The sequence below is a fragment of the Streptomyces roseofulvus genome (assembly GCF_039534915.1).
Classification (GTDB): Bacteria; Actinomycetota; Actinomycetes; order Streptomycetales; family Streptomycetaceae; genus Streptomyces; species Streptomyces roseofulvus.
In genome coordinates this window covers 3,947,454-3,969,707 of record NZ_BAAAWE010000001.1, presented here as the reverse complement: position 1 = coordinate 3,969,707, position 22,254 = coordinate 3,947,454, and the positions used below count along the sequence as shown (strand labels likewise).

General features: G+C 75.1%; 22 protein-coding genes and 1 riboswitch. Of the genes, 11 read left to right on the top strand and 11 right to left on the bottom strand.

The window, feature by feature from the left end; translation table 11 throughout:
* Positions 1-36: 36 nt before the first annotated feature.
* Positions 37-663: an FMN reductase gene (locus ABFY03_RS18240; protein ID WP_319009292.1), complete on the bottom strand. Its 627-nt coding sequence runs from the start codon at positions 661-663 to the stop codon at positions 37-39.
* Positions 664-667: 4 nt separating this feature from the next.
* Positions 668-1,765 (bottom strand): LLM class flavin-dependent oxidoreductase, encoded by a 1,098-nt coding sequence (locus ABFY03_RS18235; protein ID WP_319009296.1) that lies wholly within the window; start codon positions 1,763-1,765, stop codon positions 668-670.
* Between the two features lie 142 nt (positions 1,766-1,907).
* Here ABFY03_RS18235 and ABFY03_RS18230 point away from each other — a divergent pair, with 142 nt between their 5' ends.
* The 3 genes from ABFY03_RS18230 to cobM all read left to right on the top strand — a co-directional run bounded on the left by ABFY03_RS18230 (position 1,908) and on the right by cobM (position 4,383).
* Complete coding sequence (locus ABFY03_RS18230; RefSeq protein ID WP_169092966.1) at positions 1,908-2,048, top strand: DUF6126 family protein; 141 nt, start codon at positions 1,908-1,910, stop codon at positions 2,046-2,048.
* A gap of 353 nt (positions 2,049-2,401) precedes the next feature.
* Positions 2,402-3,637, top strand: a complete 1,236-nt coding sequence (gene cbiE / locus ABFY03_RS18225) for a precorrin-6y C5,15-methyltransferase (decarboxylating) subunit CbiE (protein ID WP_319009293.1) — start codon at positions 2,402-2,404, stop codon at positions 3,635-3,637.
* Positions 3,634-4,383: a precorrin-4 C(11)-methyltransferase gene (cobM, locus tag ABFY03_RS18220; protein WP_319009294.1), complete on the top strand. Its 750-nt coding sequence runs from the start codon at positions 3,634-3,636 to the stop codon at positions 4,381-4,383. Before cbiE ends, cobM begins: the two co-directional genes overlap by 4 nt.
* Positions 4,384-4,463: 80 nt before the next feature.
* On the opposite strand, the gene ABFY03_RS37940 is transcribed toward cobM, so the two are convergent.
* The gene (locus ABFY03_RS37940) at positions 4,464-4,538 is read right to left on the bottom strand and encodes a 50S ribosomal protein bL37 (RefSeq protein ID WP_099895366.1); all 75 of its coding nucleotides are present in this window, start codon (positions 4,536-4,538) and stop codon (positions 4,464-4,466) included.
* A gap of 132 nt (positions 4,539-4,670) precedes the next feature.
* On the opposite strand from ABFY03_RS37940, the gene ABFY03_RS18215 reads away from it, so the two are divergent.
* Complete coding sequence (locus ABFY03_RS18215; RefSeq protein ID WP_346170375.1) at positions 4,671-5,036, top strand: transcriptional regulator; 366 nt, start codon at positions 4,671-4,673, stop codon at positions 5,034-5,036.
* Entirely contained in the window at positions 5,033-5,437 is a 405-nt protein-coding gene (locus ABFY03_RS18210; RefSeq protein ID WP_346172378.1) for a hypothetical protein, read from the top strand. Before ABFY03_RS18215 ends, ABFY03_RS18210 begins: the two co-directional genes overlap by 4 nt.
* On the opposite strand, the gene ABFY03_RS18205 is transcribed toward ABFY03_RS18210, so the two are convergent.
* Positions 5,367-6,485, bottom strand: coding sequence for a cobalt-precorrin-5B (C(1))-methyltransferase (locus tag ABFY03_RS18205; RefSeq protein WP_319009419.1), 1,119 nt, complete (start codon positions 6,483-6,485; stop codon positions 5,367-5,369). The two genes, ABFY03_RS18210 and ABFY03_RS18205, sit on opposite strands and share 71 nt — an antisense overlap.
* Before the next feature lie 12 nt (positions 6,486-6,497).
* Between ABFY03_RS18205 and ABFY03_RS18200 the strand changes: the two genes are divergently transcribed.
* Both ABFY03_RS18200 and ABFY03_RS18195 read left to right on the top strand, forming a co-directional pair.
* Entirely contained in the window at positions 6,498-7,226 is a 729-nt protein-coding gene (locus ABFY03_RS18200) for a cobalt-precorrin-6A reductase (protein ID WP_319009420.1), read from the top strand.
* A gap of 38 nt (positions 7,227-7,264) precedes the next feature.
* A complete protein-coding gene (locus ABFY03_RS18195) occupies positions 7,265-8,836 on the top strand; it encodes a serine hydrolase (protein ID WP_346170374.1) in 1,572 nt (523 codons plus the stop codon).
* A 3-nt stretch (positions 8,837-8,839) separates the two neighbouring features.
* On the opposite strand, the gene ABFY03_RS18190 is transcribed toward ABFY03_RS18195, so the two are convergent.
* Genes ABFY03_RS18190 through ABFY03_RS18180 form a run of 3 tightly spaced genes read right to left on the bottom strand, consistent with a single transcriptional unit; the run spans position 8,840 to position 12,200 of the window.
* Positions 8,840-10,324 carry a precorrin-2 C(20)-methyltransferase gene (locus ABFY03_RS18190; protein WP_346172267.1) on the bottom strand — a complete coding sequence of 495 codons (1,485 nt, stop codon included), beginning with the start codon at positions 10,322-10,324 and terminating at the stop codon, positions 8,840-8,842.
* 5 nt (positions 10,325-10,329) lie between these two features.
* A complete protein-coding gene (locus ABFY03_RS18185) occupies positions 10,330-10,965 on the bottom strand; it encodes a precorrin-8X methylmutase (RefSeq protein WP_319009422.1) in 636 nt (211 codons plus the stop codon).
* Between the two features lie 2 nt (positions 10,966-10,967).
* Positions 10,968-12,200 (bottom strand): cobalamin biosynthesis protein CobG, encoded by a 1,233-nt coding sequence (locus ABFY03_RS18180; protein ID WP_319009423.1) that lies wholly within the window; start codon positions 12,198-12,200, stop codon positions 10,968-10,970.
* A 76-nt stretch (positions 12,201-12,276) separates the two neighbouring features.
* A riboswitch (cobalamin riboswitch) is annotated at positions 12,277-12,414 on the top strand.
* 38 nt (positions 12,415-12,452) lie between these two features.
* Between ABFY03_RS18180 and cobN the strand changes: the two genes are divergently transcribed.
* On the top strand, positions 12,453-16,061 hold the full coding sequence (cobN, locus tag ABFY03_RS18175; protein ID WP_346170373.1) for a cobaltochelatase subunit CobN: 3,609 nt from the start codon (positions 12,453-12,455) through the stop codon (positions 16,059-16,061).
* Positions 16,062-16,067: 6 nt separating this feature from the next.
* Here cobN and ABFY03_RS18170 read toward each other — a convergent pair whose 3' ends face one another.
* Positions 16,068-17,663, bottom strand: coding sequence for an ABC-F family ATP-binding cassette domain-containing protein (locus ABFY03_RS18170; RefSeq protein ID WP_346170372.1), 1,596 nt, complete (start codon positions 17,661-17,663; stop codon positions 16,068-16,070).
* A 141-nt stretch (positions 17,664-17,804) separates the two neighbouring features.
* On the bottom strand, positions 17,805-18,152 hold the full coding sequence (locus ABFY03_RS18165; protein ID WP_319009426.1) for a DoxX family protein: 348 nt from the start codon (positions 18,150-18,152) through the stop codon (positions 17,805-17,807).
* A 94-nt stretch (positions 18,153-18,246) separates the two neighbouring features.
* Here ABFY03_RS18165 and ABFY03_RS18160 point away from each other — a divergent pair, with 94 nt between their 5' ends.
* Positions 18,247-18,687, top strand: coding sequence for a MarR family winged helix-turn-helix transcriptional regulator (locus ABFY03_RS18160; RefSeq protein ID WP_319009427.1), 441 nt, complete (start codon positions 18,247-18,249; stop codon positions 18,685-18,687).
* Between the two features lie 67 nt (positions 18,688-18,754).
* On the opposite strand, the gene ABFY03_RS18155 is transcribed toward ABFY03_RS18160, so the two are convergent.
* Positions 18,755-19,723: a S8 family serine peptidase gene (locus ABFY03_RS18155; RefSeq protein ID WP_319009428.1), complete on the bottom strand. Its 969-nt coding sequence runs from the start codon at positions 19,721-19,723 to the stop codon at positions 18,755-18,757.
* A gap of 176 nt (positions 19,724-19,899) precedes the next feature.
* On the opposite strand from ABFY03_RS18155, the gene ABFY03_RS18150 reads away from it, so the two are divergent.
* Positions 19,900-20,874, top strand: coding sequence for a DUF1648 domain-containing protein (locus ABFY03_RS18150; protein ID WP_346170371.1), 975 nt, complete (start codon positions 19,900-19,902; stop codon positions 20,872-20,874).
* 2 nt (positions 20,875-20,876) lie between these two features.
* Positions 20,877-21,233: a GntR family transcriptional regulator gene (locus ABFY03_RS18145; protein ID WP_346170370.1), complete on the top strand. Its 357-nt coding sequence runs from the start codon at positions 20,877-20,879 to the stop codon at positions 21,231-21,233.
* A 15-nt stretch (positions 21,234-21,248) separates the two neighbouring features.
* On the opposite strand, the gene ABFY03_RS18140 is transcribed toward ABFY03_RS18145, so the two are convergent.
* A complete protein-coding gene (locus tag ABFY03_RS18140; RefSeq protein ID WP_319009431.1) occupies positions 21,249-22,220 on the bottom strand; it encodes a D-2-hydroxyacid dehydrogenase family protein in 972 nt (323 codons plus the stop codon).
* Positions 22,221-22,254: the final 34 nt, after the last annotated feature.

Genomic DNA, 22,254 nt, shown 5'->3' with positions numbered 1-22,254 from the left:
TCGGTACCGATTACCCCTCACAACGTAACAAAAGCATCAGTCCAGGCGGAGATCGGCCAGCTGCTTCTCGAAGGGGACGAGCTCCTCCTCGGGCCGCGGGCGACTGTTCGCCGTCGCCGCGACCAGGCCCGCGAACTCCTCGCCCGCCCGGGTGATCCGGTGCGGCAGGCCCTCGGTGTACTCGTCGCCGCCGGTGCCCCAGTCCTCCGAGGCCGCGTAGACGGCGGTCGGGGCGGTCTGGGCGCGCAGGTAGGCGAAGAGCGGGCGCAGCGCGTGGTCGAGGACCAGGCTGTGGCGGGCGGTGCCGCCGGTCGCGCCGAGGAGGACCGGCGTACCGGTGAGGGCGGCGGGGTCGATCAGGTCGAAGAAGGACTTGAAGAGGCCGCTGTAGGAGGCGGTGAAGACGGGCGTCACGGCGATGACGCCGTCCGCGCCGGTCACCTTGTCGATGGCCTCCTGGAGCGCCTCCGACGGGAAGCCGGTCACGAAGTTCTTCGCGATGTCCACGGCGAGGTCGCGGAGTTCGACGACCTCGGCCTCGACCGCGTACTCCTGCTCGGCCAGCCGGTAGCGGGCGGCCTGGACGAGCCGGTCGGCGAGGAGCCGGGTGGAGGACGGGGAGCTCAGGCCGGCGGAGACGGCGACCAGCTTCAGGGTCTGCATGGCGTCAGACCTCCTTCGTGGCGTTCGTGGCGTTCGAGGCGAGGACGGCGGGGTGGAGCGGGGCGGTCGCCGGCACGCCGGCGGGGCGCAGGTTCGCGAACTCCTTGCGGAGCACCGGGACGACCTCCTCGCCGAGGATGTCGAGCTGTTCCAGGACGGTCTTCAGGGGCAGTCCGGCGTGGTCGACGAGGAAGAGCTGGCGCTGGTAGTCGCCGACGTACTCGCGGAAGGACAGGGTGCGTTCGATGACCTCCTGCGGGGAGCCGACGGTCAGCGGGGTCTGGCTGCTGAACTCCTCCAGGGAGGGGCCGTGGCCGTAGACCGGCGCGTTGTCGAAGTACGGGCGGAACTCCCGTACCGCGTCCTGCGAGTTCTTCCGCATGAAGACCTGGCCGCCGAGGCCGACGATGGCCTGCTCCTCCGTGCCGTGGCCGTAGTGCGCGTACCGCTGGCGGTAGAGGCGGACCATCTTCTCGGTGTGCTGCTTGGGCCAGAAGATGTGGTTGGCGAAGAAGCCGTCGCCGTAGTACGCGGCCTGCTCGGCGATCTCCGGGGAGCGGATGGAGCCGTGCCAGACGAACGGCGGGACGCCGTCGAGCGGGCGCGGGGTGGAGGTGAAGCCCTGGAGGGCGCTGCGGAACTTGCCCTCCCAGTCGACCACGTCCTCCCTCCACAGCTTGTGGAGGAGCGCGTAGTTCTCGATGGCGAGCGGGATGCCCTGGCGGATGTCCTGGCCGAACCACGGGTAGACCGGGCCGGTGTTGCCGCGGCCCATCATCAGGTCCACGCGACCGTCGGCGAGGTGCTGGAGGGTGGCGTAGTCCTCGGCGATCTTCACCGGGTCGTTGGTGGTGATGAGGGTCGTGGAGGTGGAGAGGATCAGGTTCTCCGTACGGGCCGCGATGTGCCCGAGGAGGGTGGTCGGGGAGGACGGGACGAACGGCGGGTTGTGGTGCTCGCCGGTGGCGAAGACGTCGAGTCCGACCTCCTCGGCCTTGAGCGCGATGGCGACCGTGTTCTTGATGCGCTCGTGCTCGGAGGGGGTGCGGCCGGTGGTGGGGTCGGTCGTCACGTCGCCGACGGTGAAGATCCCGAACTGCATCGTGGTCACCTCTCGCGTTTCCTGGCTGGTGGTTGAATCTTAAACCATCAGCTCCAACGGTGCGACCCCTTTCGCTATTCCGGCGCGTTCCGGCGCCTTCGCCGTTCCGGCGCCGCCGGGCCTCCGCCGTACCCTGGACGCCATGACCGAGAAGACGCACGACAACGAGAGCTGGAAGGAGCGGGGCGTGATGCTCCGCGTCTTCGTGTACGTCTTCGCCACCCACGCCTTCGCCGGCTTCGTCTGGCTCCTCTTCTACGTGGGGCAGAACGCGCAGAAGTGACCGCGCGGCCGTGGACGCGACCCGGCTCCGCGACGTGACGGCCCCGGCCCGCCGGAGGGCCGACCCTTCGGCCCTCCGGGCCGCCGCGAGGGCCCCCGGCACGCGGGCCCTTCGGCGCCCCGCCGTGACGGCCCCCGGCGCGCGGGCCCTTCGGCGCCCCGCCGTGACGGCCCCCGGCGGCCCGGACGGCCCCGCGCCCCCGCGTCCCGGCGCCCCGGCGGCCCGGACGCCCCCGCGCCCCGGACGCCCCCGCGTCCCGGCGCCCCCGCGCCCCCGCGTCCCGGCGCCCCGCCCCCTCCGCGTGAGGGTCGCCACGTGCCGCTCACCTGTGCCCCTCACGTAGAGTCCCCGACGTGAACGCTGCGATATCGGTGGTGTCGGTCGTGGGGATCGGCGCGGACGGCTGGGACGGGCTCCCCGAGAGCTCCCGCCGCGTCCTGCGCGCCGCCGAGGTGGTCATCGGCGGTCCCCGCCAGCTGGACCTCCTCCCCGCCGCCGACTGCCCCGGCGAACGGATCGCCTGGCCGTCCCCGCTCCGCCCCGCCGTCCCCGGACTGCTCGCCGCCCACGAAGGACGCGCGCTCGCCGTCCTCGCCAGCGGCGACCCCTCCTTCTACGGGATCGCCCGCACGCTCACCGAGGCCGCCGGGGGCCGGGAGCTCGACATCCACCCGCACCCGTCCTCCGTCTCGTACGCCTGTGCCCGCCTCGGCTGGCCCCTGGAGGCCGTCGACACGCTCTCGCTCGTCGCCAGGCCGCTCGACGCGCTGCGCGCCGCGCTCCACCCGGGGCGCCGGCTCCTCCTCCTCGGCGAGGGCCCCGAGACGCCCGCGCGGGTCGCGGCGCTGCTCCACGAGGCCGGCTGGGGCGGAACCCGGATCCGGGTCCTCGAACAACTCGGCGGGCCCGCCGAACGGCTCCTCGACGCCACCGCCGCCGACTGGCCGCACCCACGCACCGACGCCCTCCACGTCCTCGCCCTCGACTGCGTCCGCGACCCCGGCACGCTCCGGCTCGGCACCACGCCGGGGCTGCCCGACGAGGCGTACGAGCACGACGGGCAGCTCACCAAGCGGTACGTCCGCGCCGCCACGCTCGCCGCGCTCGCCCCCGCCCCCGGCGAACTCCTCTGGGACGTCGGCGGCGGCTCCGGCTCCATCGGCGTCGAATGGATGCGGGCCCACCGCGACTGCCGGGCCGTCGCCGTCGAGAAGTCCCCCGAACGGGCCGCGCGGATCGGCCGCAACGCCGCCGCCCTCGGCGTCCCGGCGCTGCGGGTCGTCACCGGACCCGCGCCCGAGGCGCTGGCCGGCCTGGAGACCCCCGACGCGATCTTCGTCGGCGGCGGACTCACCGCCCCCGGCCTGCTCGACACCTGCTGGGACGCGCTCCCCGACGGCGGCCGGCTCGTCGCCAACACCGTGACCCTGGAGTCCGAGGCGCTGCTGGCCCGCTGGTACGCCCGGCACGGCGGCGAGCTGATCCGGCTGGCCGTCTCCGCCGCCGTGCCCGTCGGCGGCTTCACCGGCTGGCGCCAGGCCATGCCGGTCACCCAGTGGTCCGTAACGAAGGGTTCAACGAACGCATGACCGTCTACTTCATCGGCGCGGGCCCCGGCGCGGCCGACCTGATCACCGTGCGCGGCGCCCGCACCCTCGCGGCCTGCGGGGTCTGCCTCTACGCCGGTTCCCTCGTCCCCCGCGAGCTGCTCGCCGAGTGCCCGCCGGAGGCGAAGCTCGTCGACACGGCGAAGATGCACCTGGACGAGATCGTCGCGGAGATCGCCGCCGCCCACGCGGCCGGCCAGGACGTGGCCCGCCTCCACTCGGGCGACCCGTCCGTCTTCAGCGCGATGGCCGAGCAGATGCGGCGCCTCGACGCGGCGGGCATCCCGTACGAGGTCGTGCCCGGCGTCCCGGCGTTCGCGGCGGCCGCCGCCGCGCTGAAGCGGGAGCTGACGGTCCCGACCGTCGGCCAGACCGTCGTCCTCACCCGCATCGCCCAGCAGGCCACCCCCATGCCGGAGGGCGAGGACCTGGCCACCCTGGGCCGCAGCGGCGCCCTGCTCGTCCTCCACCTCGGCGCGCGGTACGTCGACCGGATCGTCTCCGAGCTGGTCCCCCACTACGGCGTGGACTGCCCGGCCGCCGTGGTCGCCATGGCCAGCCGCCCCGACGAGGTCGTCCTGCGCGGCACCCTGGAGGACATCGCGGAGCAGGTGAAGGCGGCCGGCATCACCAAGACGGCCGTCATCATCGTCGGCCGCACGCTGGCCGCCTCCGAGTTCCGCGACAGCCACCTCTACGACCCGGCCCGCGACCGCCACACCTGCTGACCCGCCCGCCGACCCGCCTCCCGACGCGCCGGAGGCCGGGCCCGTACGCGACGGGTCCGGCCTCCGGGCACCACGACGGCTCAGGCGTTGGGCCGCTTGCCGTGGTTCGCCTTCTTCTTCTTGCGGGCCCGCTTCTTGTTGCCGCGCTTCGCCATGGGACTCCCTCTCGTGCGGGGGTTTCGTGGTGGTAAGCGTAGGTTCGCCCCTCCACGGCCGCATGTCGGCGACCGGGTGAGGAAAGCGGCGGGAGTGGCCCCCGGGGCCGGTGGGTGTGGGGATGATCGGGTATGGCACAGCAGACGCCGGTCTCCGAGCTTCGGCGCGAGCGGTTCGCACGGCGGCTCCCCGCCGACCTCTCCGCCCTGCGGGGGCCCGCCCGGGGGTCCGTGCGGCTCCCGCTGCACCTGGCGTGGTCGGGGCTGACGGAGTACGACCTCGACCGGCCCCGACTGCGGATGAGCTGTTCCCGCACCGTACTCGCCGAGGGGGGCCGCGACGACCTGGTCCGCCACCTCAACCGCGACCTGCTCGTCGAGATGTGGCCCGTGCTGCGCACCCTCGTCAGCAAGGACCTGCGGGCGGTCTGGGAGGACGCCTTCCGCGAACTGGCCCCGGAGCCGGCGACGGCCTCGGCGGGCGGGCGCGCGGGGTGAACCTCACCGGCCTGCACCGCCGCCTCCTCGGCGACGTCCTCGCGGCGGGCGACCTGGAGGAGCTCCAGGCGAAGCTTGCCGGGGCGGTGTGGATCGACGACGACGAGTTCACCGCCCACGGCCTCGACGAGCAGCGGATCCAGGAACTGCGCGCCTGGGCCCAGCGCTGGGCCGACGACATCGGGGAGCGGCTGCTCGAAGGCGCCGACCCGGTGGACGACGACGGCCTCCGACCTCCGCCCGCGCCGGCCTACGGGCCCGCCGCTCTACGGGCCCGTCGCCCTACGGGCCCGCCGCCCTACGGGCCCGTCGCCCTACGGGCCCGCCGCCCTACGGGCCCGCCGGTGCCGAGCGGCCCACCACCGTGCCCGCGCGGTCGATGCAGACGACGTCGACGGTGACCGGGGCGCCGCGCAGGACCGCCAGGGCCTCGTCGCGGGCGGTCGCGGCCACCAGGTCGCCCAGGGGGACGCCGGCGGCCTCGCAGAGGCGCAGGGCGGCGAGGCCCGTGTTGGCGTCGGCGATCTCCGCGACCAGGGGGTCCGGCGCGCCGCCCGCGCGGGCCAGCTCCGCCAGGAAGCCCTTGTCGACCTGGGAGCGGGCCGAGTGCAGGTCCAGATGGCCGGCGGCGAGCTTGGAGAGCTTCGCGAAGCCGCCGCAGATCGTCAGGCGGTCGACGGGGTGGCGGCGGATGTACTTGAGGACCGCGCCCGCGAAGTCGCCCATGTCGAGCAGGGCGATGTCCGGCAGGTCGTAGATCCCGGTGACCGTGCGTTCGGAGGTGGAGCCCGTGCAGCCGGCGACGTGGGTGAGGCCGCCCGCGCGGGCCACGTCCACGCCCCGGCGGATGGAGTCGATCCAGGCCGAGCACGAGTACGGCACGACGATCCCGGTCGTGCCGAGGATCGACAGGCCGCCGAGGATGCCGATGCGCGGGTTCCAGGTGGAGCGGGCGATCTCCGCGCCGCCGTCCACGGAGATCGTGATCTCGACGTCGCCGGGCGCCCCGTGTGCCGCCGCGACCTTCGCCACGTGGGCGCGCATCAGCTCGCGCGGCACCGGGTTGATCGCCGGCTCGCCGACCTCCAGCGGGAGGCCGGGGAGGGTGACCGTGCCGACGCCCTCGCCCGCGCGGAAGACCACGCCGGAGCCCGCCGGGAGGAGCCGTACCGTCGAGCGGATCACGGCGCCGTGGGTGACGTCCGGGTCGTCGCCGGCGTCCTTCACCACGGCCGCCATGGCCGCGCCGCCGGTCAGGGACTCCGCCGTCAGCGCGAAGGACGGCGTCTGGCCCTTGGGCAGGGTGATCGTCACCGGGTCCGGGAAGTCGCCGGTGAGCAGGGCGGTGTACGCGGCGGTCGTCGCGGCCGTCGCGCAGGCGCCGGTCGTCCAGCCGGGCCGCAGGCCGGTGTGCTTGAGTTGGGCCTCGCGCCCGCCGCCGGTACTCACGAAAAGGCTCCCATGCACGTACTCATTCTCGGAGGGACGACCGAGGCCCGCGCCCTGGCCGGCCTGCTGCACCCCGGCACGCGGGTGACCAGCTCCCTCGCGGGGCGGGTCGCCGCGCCCCGGCTGCCGGCCGGGGAGGTCCGGATCGGCGGGTTCGGCGGGCCGGACGGGCTCGCCGCGTGGGTGCGGGAGCACGCCGTGGACGCGGTCATCGACGCCACCCATCCCTTCGCCGAGCGGATCAGCTTCAACGCGGCCCGGGCGGCCGCCACCGCCCATGTTCCCCTGCTGGCCCTGCGCCGCCCCGGCTGGGTCCCGGGGGAGGGCGACGACTGGCGCGACGCGGGCTCCCTGGAGGAGGCGGCCGGGGCGCTGGAGGGGCTCGGCGACCGGGTGTTCCTGACCACCGGCCGGATGGGCCTCGCGGCCTTCGCGGACCGCCCGGAGTGGTTCCTGGTGCGGTCGGTGGACCCGCCGGACGCCCCGATGCCGGCCCGGACCGAAGTCCTCCTCGACCGGGGGCCGTTCACCCTCGACGGGGAGCGGGAGCTGATCGCCCGTCACCGCGTCGACGTCCTGGTGACGAAGGACAGCGGCGGCGCCGCGACCGCCCCCAAGCTCACCGCCGCCCGCGAGGCGGGCATCCCGGTCGTCGTCGTCCGCCGCCCCCCGGTCCCGCGGGGCGTACCGGCGGCGGCGGCGCCGGAGGAGGCCGCGGAGTGGGTGCGGGGCCTGGGCTGACGTCCGTCGGCGCGACAGACGACCCCGCCCGGCGTTCAATGGGAGGCGTGGCTACCGTTCGCTGGCTTGTCGCGACGGGGCTGGCGGCGCTGCTCGGCGCCACCGCGCTCGGGCCGAGCCCGAGTCCGAGCCCCGGCCCCACGCCCCCGCCGAACCAGCCCCCGCCCGAGCTCGACGCCGCCGAGGTGCGGCGGGCCGTCGACCGGCTGGACGGGGTGGTCGAGGCGGCCATGAGACGGACCGGCGTCCCGGGGGTCGCCGTCGCCGTCGTGCACGACGGGAAGGTGCTGCACCTCAAGGGCTACGGGGTGCGGAAGGCGGGCGAGAACGCCGCCGTCGACGCCGACACCGTCTTCCAGCTGGCCTCCGTCTCGAAGCCGATCGCCTCCACGGTCGTGTCCGGCGCGGTCGGCGTCGACGGCTGGTCGCGGCCGGTCGCGCCGCACGTGCCGCGCTTCGCGCTCAAGGACCCGTGGGTGACCTCGCACGTCACCGTCGCGGACCTCTTCGCGCACCGCAGCGGGCTGCCCGACCACGCCGGCGACCTGCTCGAAGACCTCGGCTACGACCGGGAGTACATCCTGTCCCACCTGCGGTACGAGCCGCTGGCGCCGTTCCGCGCGAGCTACGCCTACACCAACTTCGGCCTGACGGCGGCCGCGCAGGCCGTCGCCGACGAGAAGGGCGTGCCGTGGGAGAAGCTGGCCGAGGACGTCCTCTACGGACCGGCCGGGATGGACGACACCAGCTCGCGGTTCGAGGACTTCGAGAAGGCGGGCGACCGGGCCTGGGGGCACGTGAAGGAAGGCGGGGAGTGGAAGACGGAGTTCGTCCGCGACCCGGACGCGCAGTCCCCGGCGGGCGGGGTCAGCTCCTCCGCCCGTGACATGGCGGTCTGGCTGCGGCTCCAGCTCGCGAACGGCGAGCTCGACGGGAAGCGGATCGTCGGCGCCGACGCCCTGGAGCGCACCCACTGGCCCGAGGCGGTGGCCGGCCCGCCGCGCGCCCCGGCCGCCCGCACCGGCTTCTACGGCCTGGGCTGGAACGTGAGTTACGACGACGCGGGCCGGCTGCGGCTCTCCCACACGGGCGCGTTCGCCCTGGGCGCGCACACCAACGTGACGATGCTGCCCGGCGAACAGCTCGGCATCGTCGTCCTCACCAACGGCTCCCCGGTCGGCGTCGCCGACGCCGTCGCCCTCGACTTCTTCGACATCGCGGAGACCGGCGAGGTCAGCCGGGACTGGATCCCGCTGGTCGACGCGGTCTACCAGCAGCAGGCGGACGAGGGCCGGTCGGACACCGACTACGCCCGCCCGCCCGGGAACGCCGCGCCCGCGCGGGACGCGGACGCCTACGCCGGCACGTACCGCAGCGACTACTACGGCCGGGCGGAGGTGGTGGCCGGGGACGACGGGACGCTGACCCTCCGGCTGGGGCCCGAGCCCCAGTCGTACCGCCTCGCGCACTACGACGGCGACGTGTTCAGCTTCGAGACCCGCGGCGAGAACGCCGTCGGCCGCACCGGCGTCACCTTCGCCGCGGACGGCGAGTCCTTCACCGTCGAGTACCTGGACGGCGAAGGACTCGGGACCTTCACCCGCGGCTAGCCGTCAGCCGTACCGCCGCGGGGTCCAGGTGATCGTGCGGCCGTCGCCGCGTTCGACCGCCCGGGTCTGGGAGGAGCCGATGAGGAGCAGGGTGCGCATGTCGACCTCGGAGGGCTCCAGGGTCTTCAGGGTCACCACCCGGACCGACTGCTCGGGGCCGCCGACGTCGCGGGCGACGACCACGGGGGTGTCGGGGGAGCGGAGCTCCAGCAGGAGGTCGCGGGCGGCGGCGACCTGGTGGGTGCGGGACTTCGAGCCGGGGTTGTAGAGGGCGAGGACGAGGTCGGCCTCGGCGGCGGCGCGGAGCCGGGCCGCGATGACGTCCCAGGGCTTGAGCCGGTCGGAGAGCGAGATCGTCGCGTAGTCGTGGCCGAGGGGCGCGCCGGCCGCGGCGGCGGCGGCGTTGGCGGCGGTGACGCCGGGCAGGACCCGGACGGGCACGTCCGCGTACGCCGGTTCGCAGGCGACCTCCAGGACGGCGGTGGCCATGGCGAAGACACCGGGGTCGCCGCCGGAGACGACCGCGACCTTGTGGCCGCGCCGGGCCAGGTCGAGGGCGAACTCGGCCCGCTCGGACTCGACCTTGTTGTCGGAGCCGTGCCGGATCTGGCCGGGGCGCAGGACCGGCACCCGGTCGAGGTAGGTGGTGTAGCCGACGAGGACGTCGGCGTTGACGAGCGCGCCGCGCGACTCGGGGGTCAGCCAGGGCGCGCCGGCGGGGCCGGTGCCGACGACGGTGACCTCGCCGCGTGCGCGGACCGGGTTGGCCTGGTCGATGCGGGAGGGGAGGACGGCGACGGAGAAGTACGGGACGGTCTCCGGGTCCACGTCGGCGAGGCGGTCGGTGCGCTCGCCGGCCATGAAGGCGCGCTCCACGTACCGGGCGTCGTCCAGCCGGCCGGCCCGCTCCAGGGCGCGGCGCACGGCGGGGAAGGTGCGGCCGAGCTTCATGACGACGGCGGAGTCGGTGCCGGCGAGGCGGGCGGTCAGCTCGTCCTCGGGGAGGGTGCCGGGGATGATCGTGAGGACCTCCTCGGCCTCGCACAGCGGCTCGCCGAGGCGGGCGGCGGCGGCGCTGACGGAGGTGACGCCGGGGATGACGGTGGTGTCGTAGCGGTCGGCGAGCCGCTTGTGCATGTGCTGGTAGGAGCCGTAGAAGAGCGGGTCGCCCTCGGCGAGGACGGCGACCGTGCGGCCCGCGTCGAGGTGGGCGGCGAGCCGGGCCGCGGCTTCCTCGTAGAAGTCGTCGAGGGCGCCCCGGTAGCCGCCGGGGTGGTCGGTGGTCTCCACGGTGAGCGGGTACATCAGCCGCTCCTCGATGTGGTCGTCGCGGAGGTGGGGGGCGGCGATGGAGCGCGCTATCGAGCGGCCGTGGCGGGCCGAGTGGTAGGCGACGACGTCGGCCTCGGCGATGGCCTTCACGGCGGCGAGGGTGAGGAGGTCGGGGTCGCCGGGGCCGAGGCCGACCCCGTACAGCTTGCCCTTCACTACGGTCACTGCTGGATCTCCGGTTCGTGCGCGAGGGCGTTGAGGGCGGCGGCGGTCATGGCGCTGCCGCCGCGTCGGCCGCGGACCACCAGGTAGTCGAGGCCGAGGTCGTTGGCGGCGAGGGCGTCCTTGGACTCGGCGGCGCCGATGAATCCGACGGGGATGCCGAGGACGGCGGCGGGCTTGGGCGCGCCCTTGGCGATCATCTCCAGGAGGTGGAAGAGCGCGGTGGGGGCGTTGCCGATGGCGACGACGGAGCCTTCGAGGCGGTCGCGCCACAGTTCGAGGGCGGCGGCGGAGCGGGTGGTGCCCAGCTCGGCGGCGAGGGCGGGCACGGCCGGGTCGGAGAGCGCGCACAGCACGTCGTTGTCGGCGGGCAGCCGCTTGCGGGTGACGCCGGAGGCGACCATCTGCGCGTCGCAGAGGATGGGGGCGCCGGCCTGGAGGGCGGCGCGGGCGCGGGTGACGACGCCGGGGGAGTACGCGAGGTCGCGGACGAGGTCGGTCATGCCGCAGGCGTGGATCATGCGGACGGCGACGGTGGCGACGTCGGCGGGCAGGGCGCCGAGGTCGGCCTCGGCGCGGATCGTGGCGAAGGAGCGGCGGTAGATCTCTGCGCCGTCTTTCTCGTACTCGTACATCCTCAGCTCTTTCTCGTACGGGCCGCCGCCACGGCTTCGGCCAGGGCGGTGCGGGGGACGGGCGCGCCGTCCAGCAGGTAGGTGCCGGAGTCCCGGGCGGTGACCTCGATCCAGGTGCCGTGCGGGTGGCCGCAGCGGCGCTCGCAGCCGGAGTAGTGCACGGGCAGCGGGCCGCCGGGCGCGCGGGCCGCGTCGGCCCGGACGTCGGCGAGGGACTTGGCGCAGCCGGGCAGGCCGGTGCAGGCGGTGACGCCGGCGCCGGGGGCGGCCGGGTCGGTGATCAGGCCGGCCGTCTCCAGCGCGGCGAGCCGGGAGCCGTGCGTCCCGACGGCGACGACTCCGCGCCACGGGGTGAGCCGGAGCTCGGTGGCGCCGTCGGCGAGCGCCCGCAGCCGGCCGGCGGTGAGCCGGCCGAGCGGGGCGAGGACGTGCAGGGCGTGCGCGCCGAGCGGTCCGGGCGCGGGCGGCGGGGTCCCCGGGGAGGAGAAGGGGGGTACGGGCTCCGCGGTGATCGCCGCCTCGTGCAGGGCGGCGGCCCAGTCCGGGAGGTGCCCGGGCGGGAGTTCGCGCGGGCGCCAGGCGCCGGTGGCGGCGGCCGCGGCGGCGTCGAGGAAGGCGAGGGCGCAGGCGAGTGCGGCGGGGACGGCGTCGGCGGCGGGCAGCCGGAAGGTTCCGGAGCAGGTCGCCAGGAGGGCGGCGCCGTCCGGGGCTGCGATCAAGGTCACATCGCCGCCGAGTCCGGCGACGTCGCCGCGGCCGTCGTCGAGGACGAAGAGGAATCGGCCGGAGAGGGCCGCCGCGCGGGGTTCGGCGCAGAGTGCCCGGTCCAGGGCGCGGGCCCACAACTGCACGTCGGCGTGGCCGAGTCCGTCGAGTCCCGCGGCGGGGGAGGCGACGATGTTCCGGACCCGTTCGTGGCTGGGGGAGGGCAGCAGGCCGGCGTCGTCGAGGAGCGCGGCGAGTGCGGCGTCGCAGCCGTCGCGGAGACCGCGCAGCTCGGCGTTGCCGCGCGAGGTGACGGAGAGGCTGCCGTCGCCCAGGGTCTCCGCGGCGTCGGCCAGGACGAGCGCCTGACGGTGCGTCAATCGCCCGGCGGGTAGCCGGAGTCGGGCGAGGAAACCGTCGGCGGCGGCGTGCAGCCGGAGCGCCCCCGGGCACGCGTCGCCTCGGTCCCGTATGCGAGGTTCGCCCGGTTCGGGCGGGCTGGGCGGGGTCGGCGGCATGGCGGCGAGCATACCCACGGGGAACCGGGCGGCCACCGAGTGTGATCCGGCCGACTCTCCGGACCCCTCCGGCCCGCCGACGCCACGCTCTACTATGCAGATCGGCATGGGGTCCCAGGACCCCGGGGAGGAAGCCCGGTGAGAATCCGGCGCGGTCCCGCCACTGTGAGCCCGAGCCGGCGACGGCCCGGGTGAGTCAGGAACTCCCCGCCGACCACGACCACCCGGGGCGCGGAAACCCCGAGGAAGGGCCTGAGCCTCGCCATGCTCCTGCTGCTGTCGCACTCCGACACCGACCTGCTCAGCGCCCGCGCGGCCGGGGGGCCGGTGGAGTACCGCTTCGCCAACCCCTCCCGGCTCCCGCTGGCCGACCTCCCCGCCCTGCTCGACGGGGTCGAGCTGGTCCTGGTCCGCCTGCTCGGCGGCGTCCGCTCCTGGCAGGAGGGCCTCGACGCGGTCCTCGCCACCGGAAAGCCGGTCGTCGTCCTCAGCGGCGAACAGGCCCCCGACGCCCAGCTGATGGCCTCCTCCACCGTGCCGGTCGGCGTCGCCACCGAGGCGCACGCCTACCTCGCCCACGGCGGCCCCGCCAACCTGGAGCAGCTGGCCCGCTTCCTCTCCGACACCGTCCTCCTCACCGGCCACGGCTTCGAGGCTCCGGCGCCCGCCCCCACCTGGGGCCCGCTGGAGCGCACGGCCCGCGCCACCGACGGCCCGACCGTCGCCGTGCTCTACTACCGCGCCCACCACATGAGCGGGAACACCGCCTTCGTCGGCGCCCTCTGCGACGCCCTCGAGGACGCCGGCGCCCGGGCACTGCCGCTGTACGTGGCCTCCCTGCGGGCCCCGGAGGAGGAGCTGCTCGCCGTCCTGCGCGGCGCCGACGCGATCGTCACCACCGTCCTCGCCGCCGGCGGCACCAAGCCGGCCGCCGCCCAGGCCGGCGGCGACGAGGAGGCCTGGGACGCGGGCGCGCTCGCCGCGCTCGACGTGCCGGTGCTCCAGGCGCTGTGCCTGACAAGTGCGCGCTCCGCCTGGGAGGAGAACGACGAGGGCCTGTCGCCGCTGGACGCGGCCAGCCAGGTCGCCGTGCCCGAGTTCGACGGCCGGCTCATCACCGTCCCGTTCTCCTTCAAGGAGATCGACGAGGACGGCCTGCCCGCCTACGTCGCCGACGCCGAGCGCGCCGCCCGCGTGGCCGGCATCGCCGTCCGGCACGCCCGGCTCCGGCACATCCCGAACGCCGAGAAGAAGCTGGCGCTGGTCCTCTCCGCGTACCCGACCAAGCACTCCCGCATCGGCAACGCCGTCGGCCTCGACACCCCCGCCTCCGCCGTCGCCCTGCTGCGCCGGCTGATCGCCGAGGGATACGACTTCGGCCCGGCCGAGGAGCTGCCCGGCCTGGTCTCCGGCGACGGCGACGAGCTGATCTACGCCCTCATCGAGGCCGGCGGCCACGACCAGGACTGGCTCACCGAGGAGCAGCTGGCGAAGAACCCGGTCCGCATCCCGGCCGCCGACTACAAGCGCTGGTACGCCGAGCTGCCGGCCGAGCTGCGCGAGCAGGTCGAGGAGCACTGGGGCCCCGCGCCCGGCGAGATGTTCCTCGACCGGTCCCGGAACCCGGAGGGCGACATCGTCCTCGCGGCGCTCCGGCGCGGGAACCTCCTCGTCCTCATCCAGCCGCCGCGCGGCTTCGGCGAGAACCCGATCGCGATCTACCACGACCCCGACCTGCCGCCGTCGCACCACTACCTGGCCGCCTACCGCTGGATCGCGGCCCGCGCGGAGGACGGCGGCTTCGGCGCCGACGCCATGGTCCACCTGGGCAAGCACGGCAACCTGGAGTGGCTGCCCGGCAAGAACGCCGGCCTGTCCGCCGCCTGCGGCCCCGACGCGGCCCTCGGCGACCTGCCGCTCGTCTACCCGTTCCTCGTCAACGACCCCGGCGAGGGCACCCAGGCCAAGCGCCGCGCCCACGCCACCCTCGTCGACCACCTGGTGCCGCCGATGGCCCGCGCCGACTCGTACGGCGACATCGCGCGCCTGGAGCAGCTGCTCGACGAGTACGCGCAGATCTCCTCGATGGACCCGGCGAAGCTGCCCGCGATCCGCGCCCAGATCTGGACCCTGATCCAGGCCGCCAAGCTCGACCACGACCTCGGCATGGCGGAGCGGCCCGACGACGACGGCTTCGACGACTTCCTGCTGCACGTCGACGGCTGGCTGTGCGAGGTCAAGGACGCCCAGATCCGCGACGGCCTGCACGTCCTCGGCGGCGCGCCGGAGGGCGAGGCCCGGGTCAACCTGGTCCTCTCCATCCTCCGGGCCCGCCAGATCTGGGGCGGCACTCAGGCGCTGCCCGGGCTGCGCGAGGCGCTCGGCCTGGACGAGTCGGCCGCGACCCGCACCACCGCCGACGAGGCGGAGGCGAAGGCCCGCGAGCTGGTCGAGACCATGGAGGCGGCCGGCTGGTCCGTGGACGCGGTCCCGGCGGTCGCCGGCGACCACGGCCCCGAGGTCCAGGCCGTGCTCCGCTTCGCCTGCGAGCAGGTCGTGCCGCGCCTCGCCGCCACCACCGACGAACTCGCCCACGCCGTGCACGCGCTGAACGGCGGCTTCGTGCCGGCCGGCCCGTCCGGATCCCCGCTCCGGGGCCTCGTCAACGTGCTGCCGACCGGGCGGAACTTCTACTCCGTCGACCCGAAGGCCGTGCCGTCCCGGCTCGCCTGGGAGACCGGGCAGGCGCTCGCCGACTCGCTGCTGACCCGCTACCGCGAGGACAACGGCGCGTGGCCGACCTCCGTCGGCCTCTCCCTGTGGGGCACCAGCGCGATGCGCACCGCCGGCGACGACGTCGCCGAGGCGCTGGCGCTGCTCGGCGTCCGGCCGCTGTGGGACGAGGCGTCCCGCCGCGTCAACGGCCTGGAGCCGATCCCGCTCGCCGAGCTGGGCCGCCCGCGCGTCGACGTGACGCTGCGCATCTCGGGCTTCTTCCGGGACGCCTTCCCGCACGTCATCGGCCTCCTCGACGACGCCGTCCGGCTGGTCGCCGAGCTGGACGAGCCCGCGTCGGAGAACCACGTCCGGGCCCACACCCAGGCCGACCTCGCCGAGCACGGCGACGAGCGCCGCGCCACCACCCGCATCTTCGGCTCCCGGCCCGGCACCTACGGCGCCGGCATCCTGCAGCTGATCGACTCGCGGGACTGGCGCACCGACGCCGACCTCGCCGAGGTGTACACGGTGTGGGGCGGGTACGCGTACGGGCGCGGGCTCGAAGGGCGGCCGGCGCGCGCCGAGATGGAGACCGCGTACAAGCGGATCGCGGTGGCGGCGAAGAACACCGACACCCGCGAGCACGACATCGCCGACTCGGACGACTACTACCAGTACCACGGCGGCATGGTGGCGACGGTCCGCGCGCTGCGGGGCACCGCCCCCGAGGCGTACATCGGCGACTCGACCCGCCCGGAGACCGTCCGCACCCGCACCCTGGTGGAGGAGACCTCCCGGGTGTTCCGGGCCCGGGTGGTCAACCCGCGCTGGGTCGAGGCGATGCGCCGCCACGGCTACAAGGGCGCCTTCGAGCTGGCCGCGACCGTCGACTACCTCTTCGGCTACGACGCCACCACCGGGGTCGTCGCCGACTGGATGTACGACAAGCTCACCCAGGAGTACGTCCTCGACGAGACGAACCAGGCCTTCCTCAAGGAGGCCAACCCCTGGGCCCTGCACGGCATCGCGGAGCGCCTCCTGGAGGCCGAGTCGCGCGGCATGTGGGAGAAGCCGGACCCGGAGACCCTGGCCGCCCTGCGCCAGGTGTTCCTGGAGACGGAGGGCGACCTCGAAGGCGCCGGCGACGAGGACTAGGCCCGCCTAGACGCCCGCCGGGGTCCTGGCCGGTGCCAGTTCCAGGCGCCGGCCGCGGAAGCCTGCCCGCAGCCGGCGGTCGTGGCTGACGATCACCAGCGTGCCCCGGTAGGCGGCGAGCGCGGCCTCGATCTCCTCCACGAGGGCGGGCGCCAGGTGGTTGGTCGGCTCGTCGAGGAGGAGCAGGTCGGCCGGCGCGGTCACCAGGCGGGCCAGTTCCAGCTTGCGGCGCTGGCCCGTCGACAGCAGTCGGACCGGGGTCGTCAGATCCCGGGCCGCGAAGAGCCCGAGGGCGAGCAGTTCGTCCTCGCGGCCCTCTCCGAAGGCCTCGCCCACCGTACGGGGGTCGTGGGGCGAGGCCGTGTCCTGGCGGAGCAGTCCGACCCGGGCGGGCACGGTCACCGTGCCCGCGTCCGGGGCCATTTCGCCCGCCAGGACCCGGAGGAGGGTGGTTTTCCCCGCGCCGTTCGGGCCGGTGACGAGCAGTCGCTCGCCCGGTGCGAGGTGCAGGGCGTCGAGCCGGAGCCGGCCGTCGACGCGGACGCCGGTGAGGCCGACGGCCGCTCCCTCGCCGTCGAGCTCCGCCCGGAAGCGCAGGGGCTCGGGCGGCGGCGGCACCGGGTGGTCGGTGAGCCGGGCCAGCCGCTCGCGGGCGGCGCGGATCCTGCTCATCGCCCCGTGCGCCCGTGACCGGGCCCGGAAGGCGCCGGCGCCGCTGAAGGCGGCGGGGGCCTTGCGCGGGATGGCGGTGAAGCGGTCGATGGCGCTGTCGGCGAGGGCCCGGTGGCGGGCCAGTTCGGCCTTCCACTCCTCGTGCTCCCGGGCCCTGCGGGCCCGTTCGGCGGCGCGCCCGGCGAGATAGCCGGCGTAGCCGTCGCCGTAGCGGCGCAGGGTGTGCCGGTCCTCGTCGACCTCCACGATCGCGGTGGCGACCCGGTCGAGGAAGGCGCGGTCGTGGGAGACGGCCACGACCGTGCCCCGGTGGGCGCGGAGCCGCTCCTCCAGCCAGGCCACGGCCTCGTCGTCGAGGTCGTTGGTCGGCTCGTCGAGCAGCAGCAGTTCCGGGTCGGCGGCGAGGACTCCGGCCAGCGCGAGCCGGGCCCGCTGCCCGCCGGAGAGCGTGGCCAGCGGCCGGTCCCGGCCGGGCGGCGCGGTCTCGCCGAGCCGGCGCAGCACGGTCGCCACCCGACGGTCGGCCCCGGCGCCGCCGCGCGCCTCGTAGGCGGCGAGCAGCGCGGCGTACCGGTCGAGTCCGGCGGGGGTGAGGGCGCCCTCCGCCGCCCGGATCTCCCGCTCCAGCTCCCGGATCTCCGCGAGCGCGTGGTCGACGGCGTCGCCGACGGTCGCGGTCGCGGGGAGGTCGGGGGTCTGGGCGAGATGGCCGAGGCCGCCGGGGGTCTCGACGGCCACGGTGCCGTTGTCGGCGGTCTCGAGGCCGGCGAGGAGCCGGAGCAGGGTGGACTTCCCGGAGCCGTTGTCCCCGACGACGCCGAGGCGTTCGCCGGGGCGGACGGTGAGGGAGGCGCGGTCGAGGACGGTCCGGTGGTGGACGTACCGGTCGTCGTAGCGCTTGGTGACCTCGGTGAGTGACGCACGGAACAAGGGCGGTCTCCTGCCGTCGGGGACACGGGACGATTGGCGAGACGGTCCGTCTCGATACGTCGACCGTACGGCGTCGAGGACCTTTCCGCAAGACGATTCGTCTCGTCTCGTCTCGTCGCCCGTCGTCCCGCCCGGCGGGGATCAGGCGCTGGCTATGCGCAGCACCAGGGCGACCGCCGGGAGCACGGTCAGGACGACGACCGGCGCCAGCGTGTAGTCCTTCGCCCGGACGTGGGTGACGAGGGCGCCGATGAAGTAGAGGACGAGGCCGATGGCGGCGGCCTCGCCGAGTGCCGGGACCACCAGGCCGGCGAGCAGGCCGAGCGCGCCCGCCACCTTCGCCGTGCCCAGCCAGGGCAGCCAGCTCTCCGGCACTCCGAGCTTCGTCATGTTCCCCGCCACCGCCGGGTTGCGGGTGAAGGTCATGACGGCGGACCCGGTCATGGCGAGGGCGAGCAGTCCGGCGACGACGGCGTAGGCGATGAACATGGTGGTGCGCTCCAACGATCCGGGGACGGAAACCATTGAAGCGTAACAACGATTTATCTCGCTCCACAATCCTGTTGTTGTTACGGTGGACGGCATGGCAGCCCTCCCGACCGACCGGCTCGGTTTCCTCCTCTCCTTCCGCGGGGAGCTCACCGGCGCGCGCATCCGCTCCGCCCTGGGCGTCGAGGGGCTGCATCCGCGCAACGCGATGACCCTGATGCAGCTCGCCCCCGCGCCCATGAGCCAGCGGGACCTGGCCGCCGCGATGGAGATCGACCCCAGCCAACTGGTCGCGGTCCTCAACGAGTTGGAGGCGGCGGGGCTGGCCGAGCGGCGCCGCGATCCGGCCGACCGGCGCCGGCACATCGTCGAGATCACCCCGGCCGGGGCGGCGGTCCTGGAGCGCATCGACCACGCCGTCAGCGAGGCGGAGCGCGAGCTCTTCGCGGACCTCACGGAAGCCGAACGAACGCTGCTGCGGGGGCTGTTGGACCGTGTGGTGGTCGACCCGTCGGCGCACGAGTGCGGCGAGTAGCTTTCCCTTGCGGGCCGTCGTCCCGCTGGGGCGGACCCCAGCGGCACGCCTGCCCAGAGGGACGGGGTCAGTTCTGCGGGGTGGCTGCCTGGACCGCGGCGGCCGCGTCGACGTTGCCCAGGCCCAGTTTCGGGTTCTGCGTCGGGTTCTTCGCCGTGTCGCGGATCGTCGCCATGATCTCCGCCGGCGACAGGCCCCGCTGGTGGAGGAGGGCGGCCACGGCGGAGACGTACGGTGAGGCCATCGAGGTGCCGGAGAGCTTGCCGTAGCCCGTGGTGTTCCTCAGCGTCTCCTTCGCCGTGTAGGTCGGCAGGGTGGAGAGGATGTCCACACCGGGCGCCGCCACCGCGTTCCGTGCGCCGAAGTTGGTGAAGGAGGCCGGCTGCCCGTTCGCGTCGGCCGCGTTGACGACGAGGACCGGGGTCTCCAGCTCGTACGGCTGGAGCAGGGTCGCGTCGTTGCCGGCGGCGGCCACCACCACCGCCCCCTTCGCGTTCGCCGCCGCGATGGCGTCGTTGAGGACGCCGCCCTTGAGCAGCCGGGCCATCAGGCCGGACTCGCCGAGGGAGAGGTTGATGACGTCGGCGCCGTGCTGGGCGGCCCAGACGATCCCCTGGGTGATGTCCGCGTCGCTGCCGCTGCCGTCGGCGCCCAGCACCCGTACCGGCATGATCTTCGCGCCGCCCGCGCCGCCCGCGATGCCGACGCCGTTGTCGGTGTGGGCGGCGGCGATGCCGGAGACGTGGGTGCCGTGCCCGTTGAGGTCCTTCGGGTCGTCGTCCCCGTCCACGAAGTCGTAGCCGGCCACGAGTCGCCCCTTCAGGTCGGGGTGGCCGGGGTCGACGCCGGTGTCGACGACGGCGATCACCGTGTCGTCCCCCTTGGCGGTGGACCAGGCGTCCGGGAGCCTCAGCGCGTTCAGCGCCCACTGCTGGTCCCGCAGCGGGTCGGGCTCGTCGTCGCTGCCGCAGCCGGTGGCGAGCGGAGCGGTGAGGGCGGCGAGGGCGATGAGGGCGGCGGTGGACCGGCGGCGCATGACGTCTCCCCGTTCGGCGGCAAAAGTGCGCAGGTGTCACTGATGTGCCCCATTCAACGATCCGCCGTCCGGGCCCGCATCCGGAGGAGGCGGGCCCGGACCCCTCCCTTCAAACGCACTTGTTCTAGTAGAGTGCGAACAAGTGAGACTGGACTTCTGAGAACGAGGGAGGGTTCATGTCCACCGCTCCGCGCGCCGCCGCGCTCCGCGTCCCGTTCCGCCTCCGCGCCCTCGCGGCGCTCCCGTTCCTGCTCGCCGTCGCCGCGTACCTGCTGCTCCTCGCCGTCTGGTCCGACCGGCTGCCCGACCCGCTCGCCACCCACTTCTCCACCGGGGGCGAGGCCGACGGCTTCACCGGCCGGACCGCCTTCGGTGTCGTGGGTGCCGCGCTGCTGCTCGCCCTCGGCGCCGGCTGGACGGCCCTCGTCCGGCGCGGCGCGCTGTGGGGCGCCTGGCTGACGGTGGGTCTCCTCGGCACGCTGCTCTGCCTGCTCGTACGGGACAACCTCGACGCGGCCGACGCCGCCGCCGTCCGCTCCCCGCTCTCGAACCTCGCCGTCGCGCTCGCCGTCGGCGCCGTCTGCGCCCTCGCCGGGCACGCCCTCTCCCGCCTGCTCCCGCCCGAGGACGCCACCGCCCCCGCGGACGGCACCGGCGTCGACCCGGCCGCGCCCCGGCTCGACCTCGGCGCCGGCGAGGTTGCCGGCTGGTCCCGTGCCACCGCCTCCACCCCGCTCACCGCGCTCGGCCTGCTCCTCCTCGCCGTCGGCGCCGTCGCCGCCCTCCTCGGGCCCTGGTGGCTGCTCCCGCTCGCCGCCCTGATCGCCGTCCCCGGCCTCGCCCTCGCCCGGGTCCGCGTCAACGTCGACCGCCACGGCCTCACCGTCCGCTCGACCCTCGCCCCGCGCCCCCGCGTCCAGGTGCCGCTCGCCGACATCGCCGGCGCGGACGCGCGCGACGTGCACGCGGTCGCCGAGTTCGGCGGCTGGGGCTACCGGGTCCGCGCCCGCCGCACCGGCGTGATCCTCCGCTCCGGCGAGGCCCTGGTCGTCCGGCGCGGCGACGGACGCGAGTTCGCCGTCACCGTGCCCGACGCCCGTACCGCAGCCGCCCTCCTCAACACCCTCGTCGAACGTCGTGGAAGGCTCTGACCGTGCTCTTCCGTGTCGACCCCGCCTCCGCCGTCCCGCTCGGCGACCAGATCGCCGCCTGCGTCCGCGGCGCCCTCGCCGACGGCACCGCCGCGCCCGGCGAACGGCTCCCGGCCGCCCGGGAGCTCGCCGACTCCCTCGGCGTCAACGTCCACACCGTCCTCCGCGGCTACCAGCGGCTCCGCGAGGAGGGCCTCATCGAACTGCGCCGCGGCCGCGGCGCCATCGTCGTCCCCGGCGCCACCGCCCCCGACCGCGCCCGCCTCGTCACCCGGCTCCGCGAGGCCGCCGCCGAGGCGCGCGAACAGGGGCTCACCGACGAGGAGTTCATCGCCCTGGCCCGTACCGTCCTCGACTAGAGCGGGTCCTCCGGATCAGGAGAGGACGCGGACCGGCGCCCCCGCCAGGTACGCCTCCACGTCCTCCACCGCCTGCCCGAAGTAGCGGGTGTAGTTCGCCTCCGAGACATAGCCGAGGTGGGGGAGGGCGAGCACGTTCGGGAGCGTACGCAGCGGGTCGCCGGCCGGCAGCGGCTCCGTCTCGTACACGTCGAGCCCGGCCCCCGCGAACCACCGCTCCCGCAGCGCCCGCAGCAGCGCCGTCCCGTCCACCAGGCCCGCGCGCGAGGTGTTCACCAGGTACGCCCCCGGCCGCATCGCCCGCAGCTCCGGCTCGCCGACGATGCCGCGGGTGCGGTCGGAGAGCACCAGGTGCAGCGAGACGACGTCGCTCGCCGCGAACAGCTCGGTCTTGTCCTTCGCGAGCCGGACGCCGTCCCCGTGCGCGGCGACCCGCTCCTCCGTCAGGTTCGGGCTCCACGCGAGGACGTCCATGCCGAAGGCGCGTCCGACGGCGGCGACCCGGCCGCCGATCTTCCCCAGGCCCAGCAGGCCCAGCGTGCGGCCCGCCAGGTCGCCGCCGACCGTCGACTGCCAGGGCCCGCCCTCGCGCAGCGCCCGCGCCTCCGTCGTGACGTGCCGGACCAGGCCCAGGATCAGCGCCCAGGTCAGCTCGGCGGGCGGCTCGGAGCCGCTGGCCGTGCCGCAGACGGTGATGCCGCGCTCCCGGCAGGCGGCCAGGTCGATCGAGGCGTTGCGCATCCCGGAGGTGACGACCAGCCGCAGCCGGGGGAGCCGGTCGAGCAGGGCGGCGTCGAGCGGCGTCCGCTCCCGCATCACCACCAGGATCTCGCAGTCCCCGACGGCGGCGGCCAGCGCGTCGCGGTCCGTCAGGTGCTCGCGCAGCACCCGTACCTCCACCCGCCCGCGCAGCGGGCTCCAGTCGGCGGAGGCGAGGGCGGCGCCCTGGTAGTCGTCGAGCACGGCGCAGATCGGCAGCGAAGTCATACCGGCATGATCGCCCACGGGGCCGCCCGGGCGT

What these genes read in the sequence shown, in the direction of transcription:
- ABFY03_RS18240 (WP_319009292.1), bottom strand. Translation starts at nt 663, where the DNA reads ATGCAGACCCTGAAGCTGGTCGCCGTCTCCGCCGGCCTGAGCTCCCCG.
- ABFY03_RS18235 (WP_319009296.1), bottom strand. Translation starts at nt 1,765, where the DNA reads ATGCAGTTCGGGATCTTCACCGTCGGCGACGTGACGACCGACCCCACC.
- ABFY03_RS18230 (WP_169092966.1), top strand. Translation starts at nt 1,908, where the DNA reads ATGACCGAGAAGACGCACGACAACGAGAGCTGGAAGGAGCGGGGCGTG.
- cobM (WP_319009294.1), top strand. Translation starts at nt 3,634, where the DNA reads ATGACCGTCTACTTCATCGGCGCGGGCCCCGGCGCGGCCGACCTGATC.
- ABFY03_RS18215 (WP_346170375.1), top strand. Translation starts at nt 4,671, where the DNA reads ATGGCACAGCAGACGCCGGTCTCCGAGCTTCGGCGCGAGCGGTTCGCA.
- ABFY03_RS18200 (WP_319009420.1), top strand. Translation starts at nt 6,498, where the DNA reads ATGCACGTACTCATTCTCGGAGGGACGACCGAGGCCCGCGCCCTGGCC.
- ABFY03_RS18195 (WP_346170374.1), top strand. Translation starts at nt 7,265, where the DNA reads ATGGGAGGCGTGGCTACCGTTCGCTGGCTTGTCGCGACGGGGCTGGCG.
- ABFY03_RS18185 (WP_319009422.1), bottom strand. Translation starts at nt 10,965, where the DNA reads ATGTACGAGTACGAGAAAGACGGCGCAGAGATCTACCGCCGCTCCTTC.
- ABFY03_RS18180 (WP_319009423.1), bottom strand. Translation starts at nt 12,200, where the DNA reads ATGCTCGCCGCCATGCCGCCGACCCCGCCCAGCCCGCCCGAACCGGGC.
- cobN (WP_346170373.1), top strand. Translation starts at nt 12,453, where the DNA reads ATGCTCCTGCTGCTGTCGCACTCCGACACCGACCTGCTCAGCGCCCGC.
- ABFY03_RS18165 (WP_319009426.1), bottom strand. Translation starts at nt 18,152, where the DNA reads ATGTTCATCGCCTACGCCGTCGTCGCCGGACTGCTCGCCCTCGCCATG.
- ABFY03_RS18160 (WP_319009427.1), top strand. Translation starts at nt 18,247, where the DNA reads ATGGCAGCCCTCCCGACCGACCGGCTCGGTTTCCTCCTCTCCTTCCGC.
- ABFY03_RS18155 (WP_319009428.1), bottom strand. Translation starts at nt 19,723, where the DNA reads ATGCGCCGCCGGTCCACCGCCGCCCTCATCGCCCTCGCCGCCCTCACC.
- ABFY03_RS18150 (WP_346170371.1), top strand. Translation starts at nt 19,900, where the DNA reads ATGTCCACCGCTCCGCGCGCCGCCGCGCTCCGCGTCCCGTTCCGCCTC.
- ABFY03_RS18140 (WP_319009431.1), bottom strand. Translation starts at nt 22,220, where the DNA reads ATGACTTCGCTGCCGATCTGCGCCGTGCTCGACGACTACCAGGGCGCC.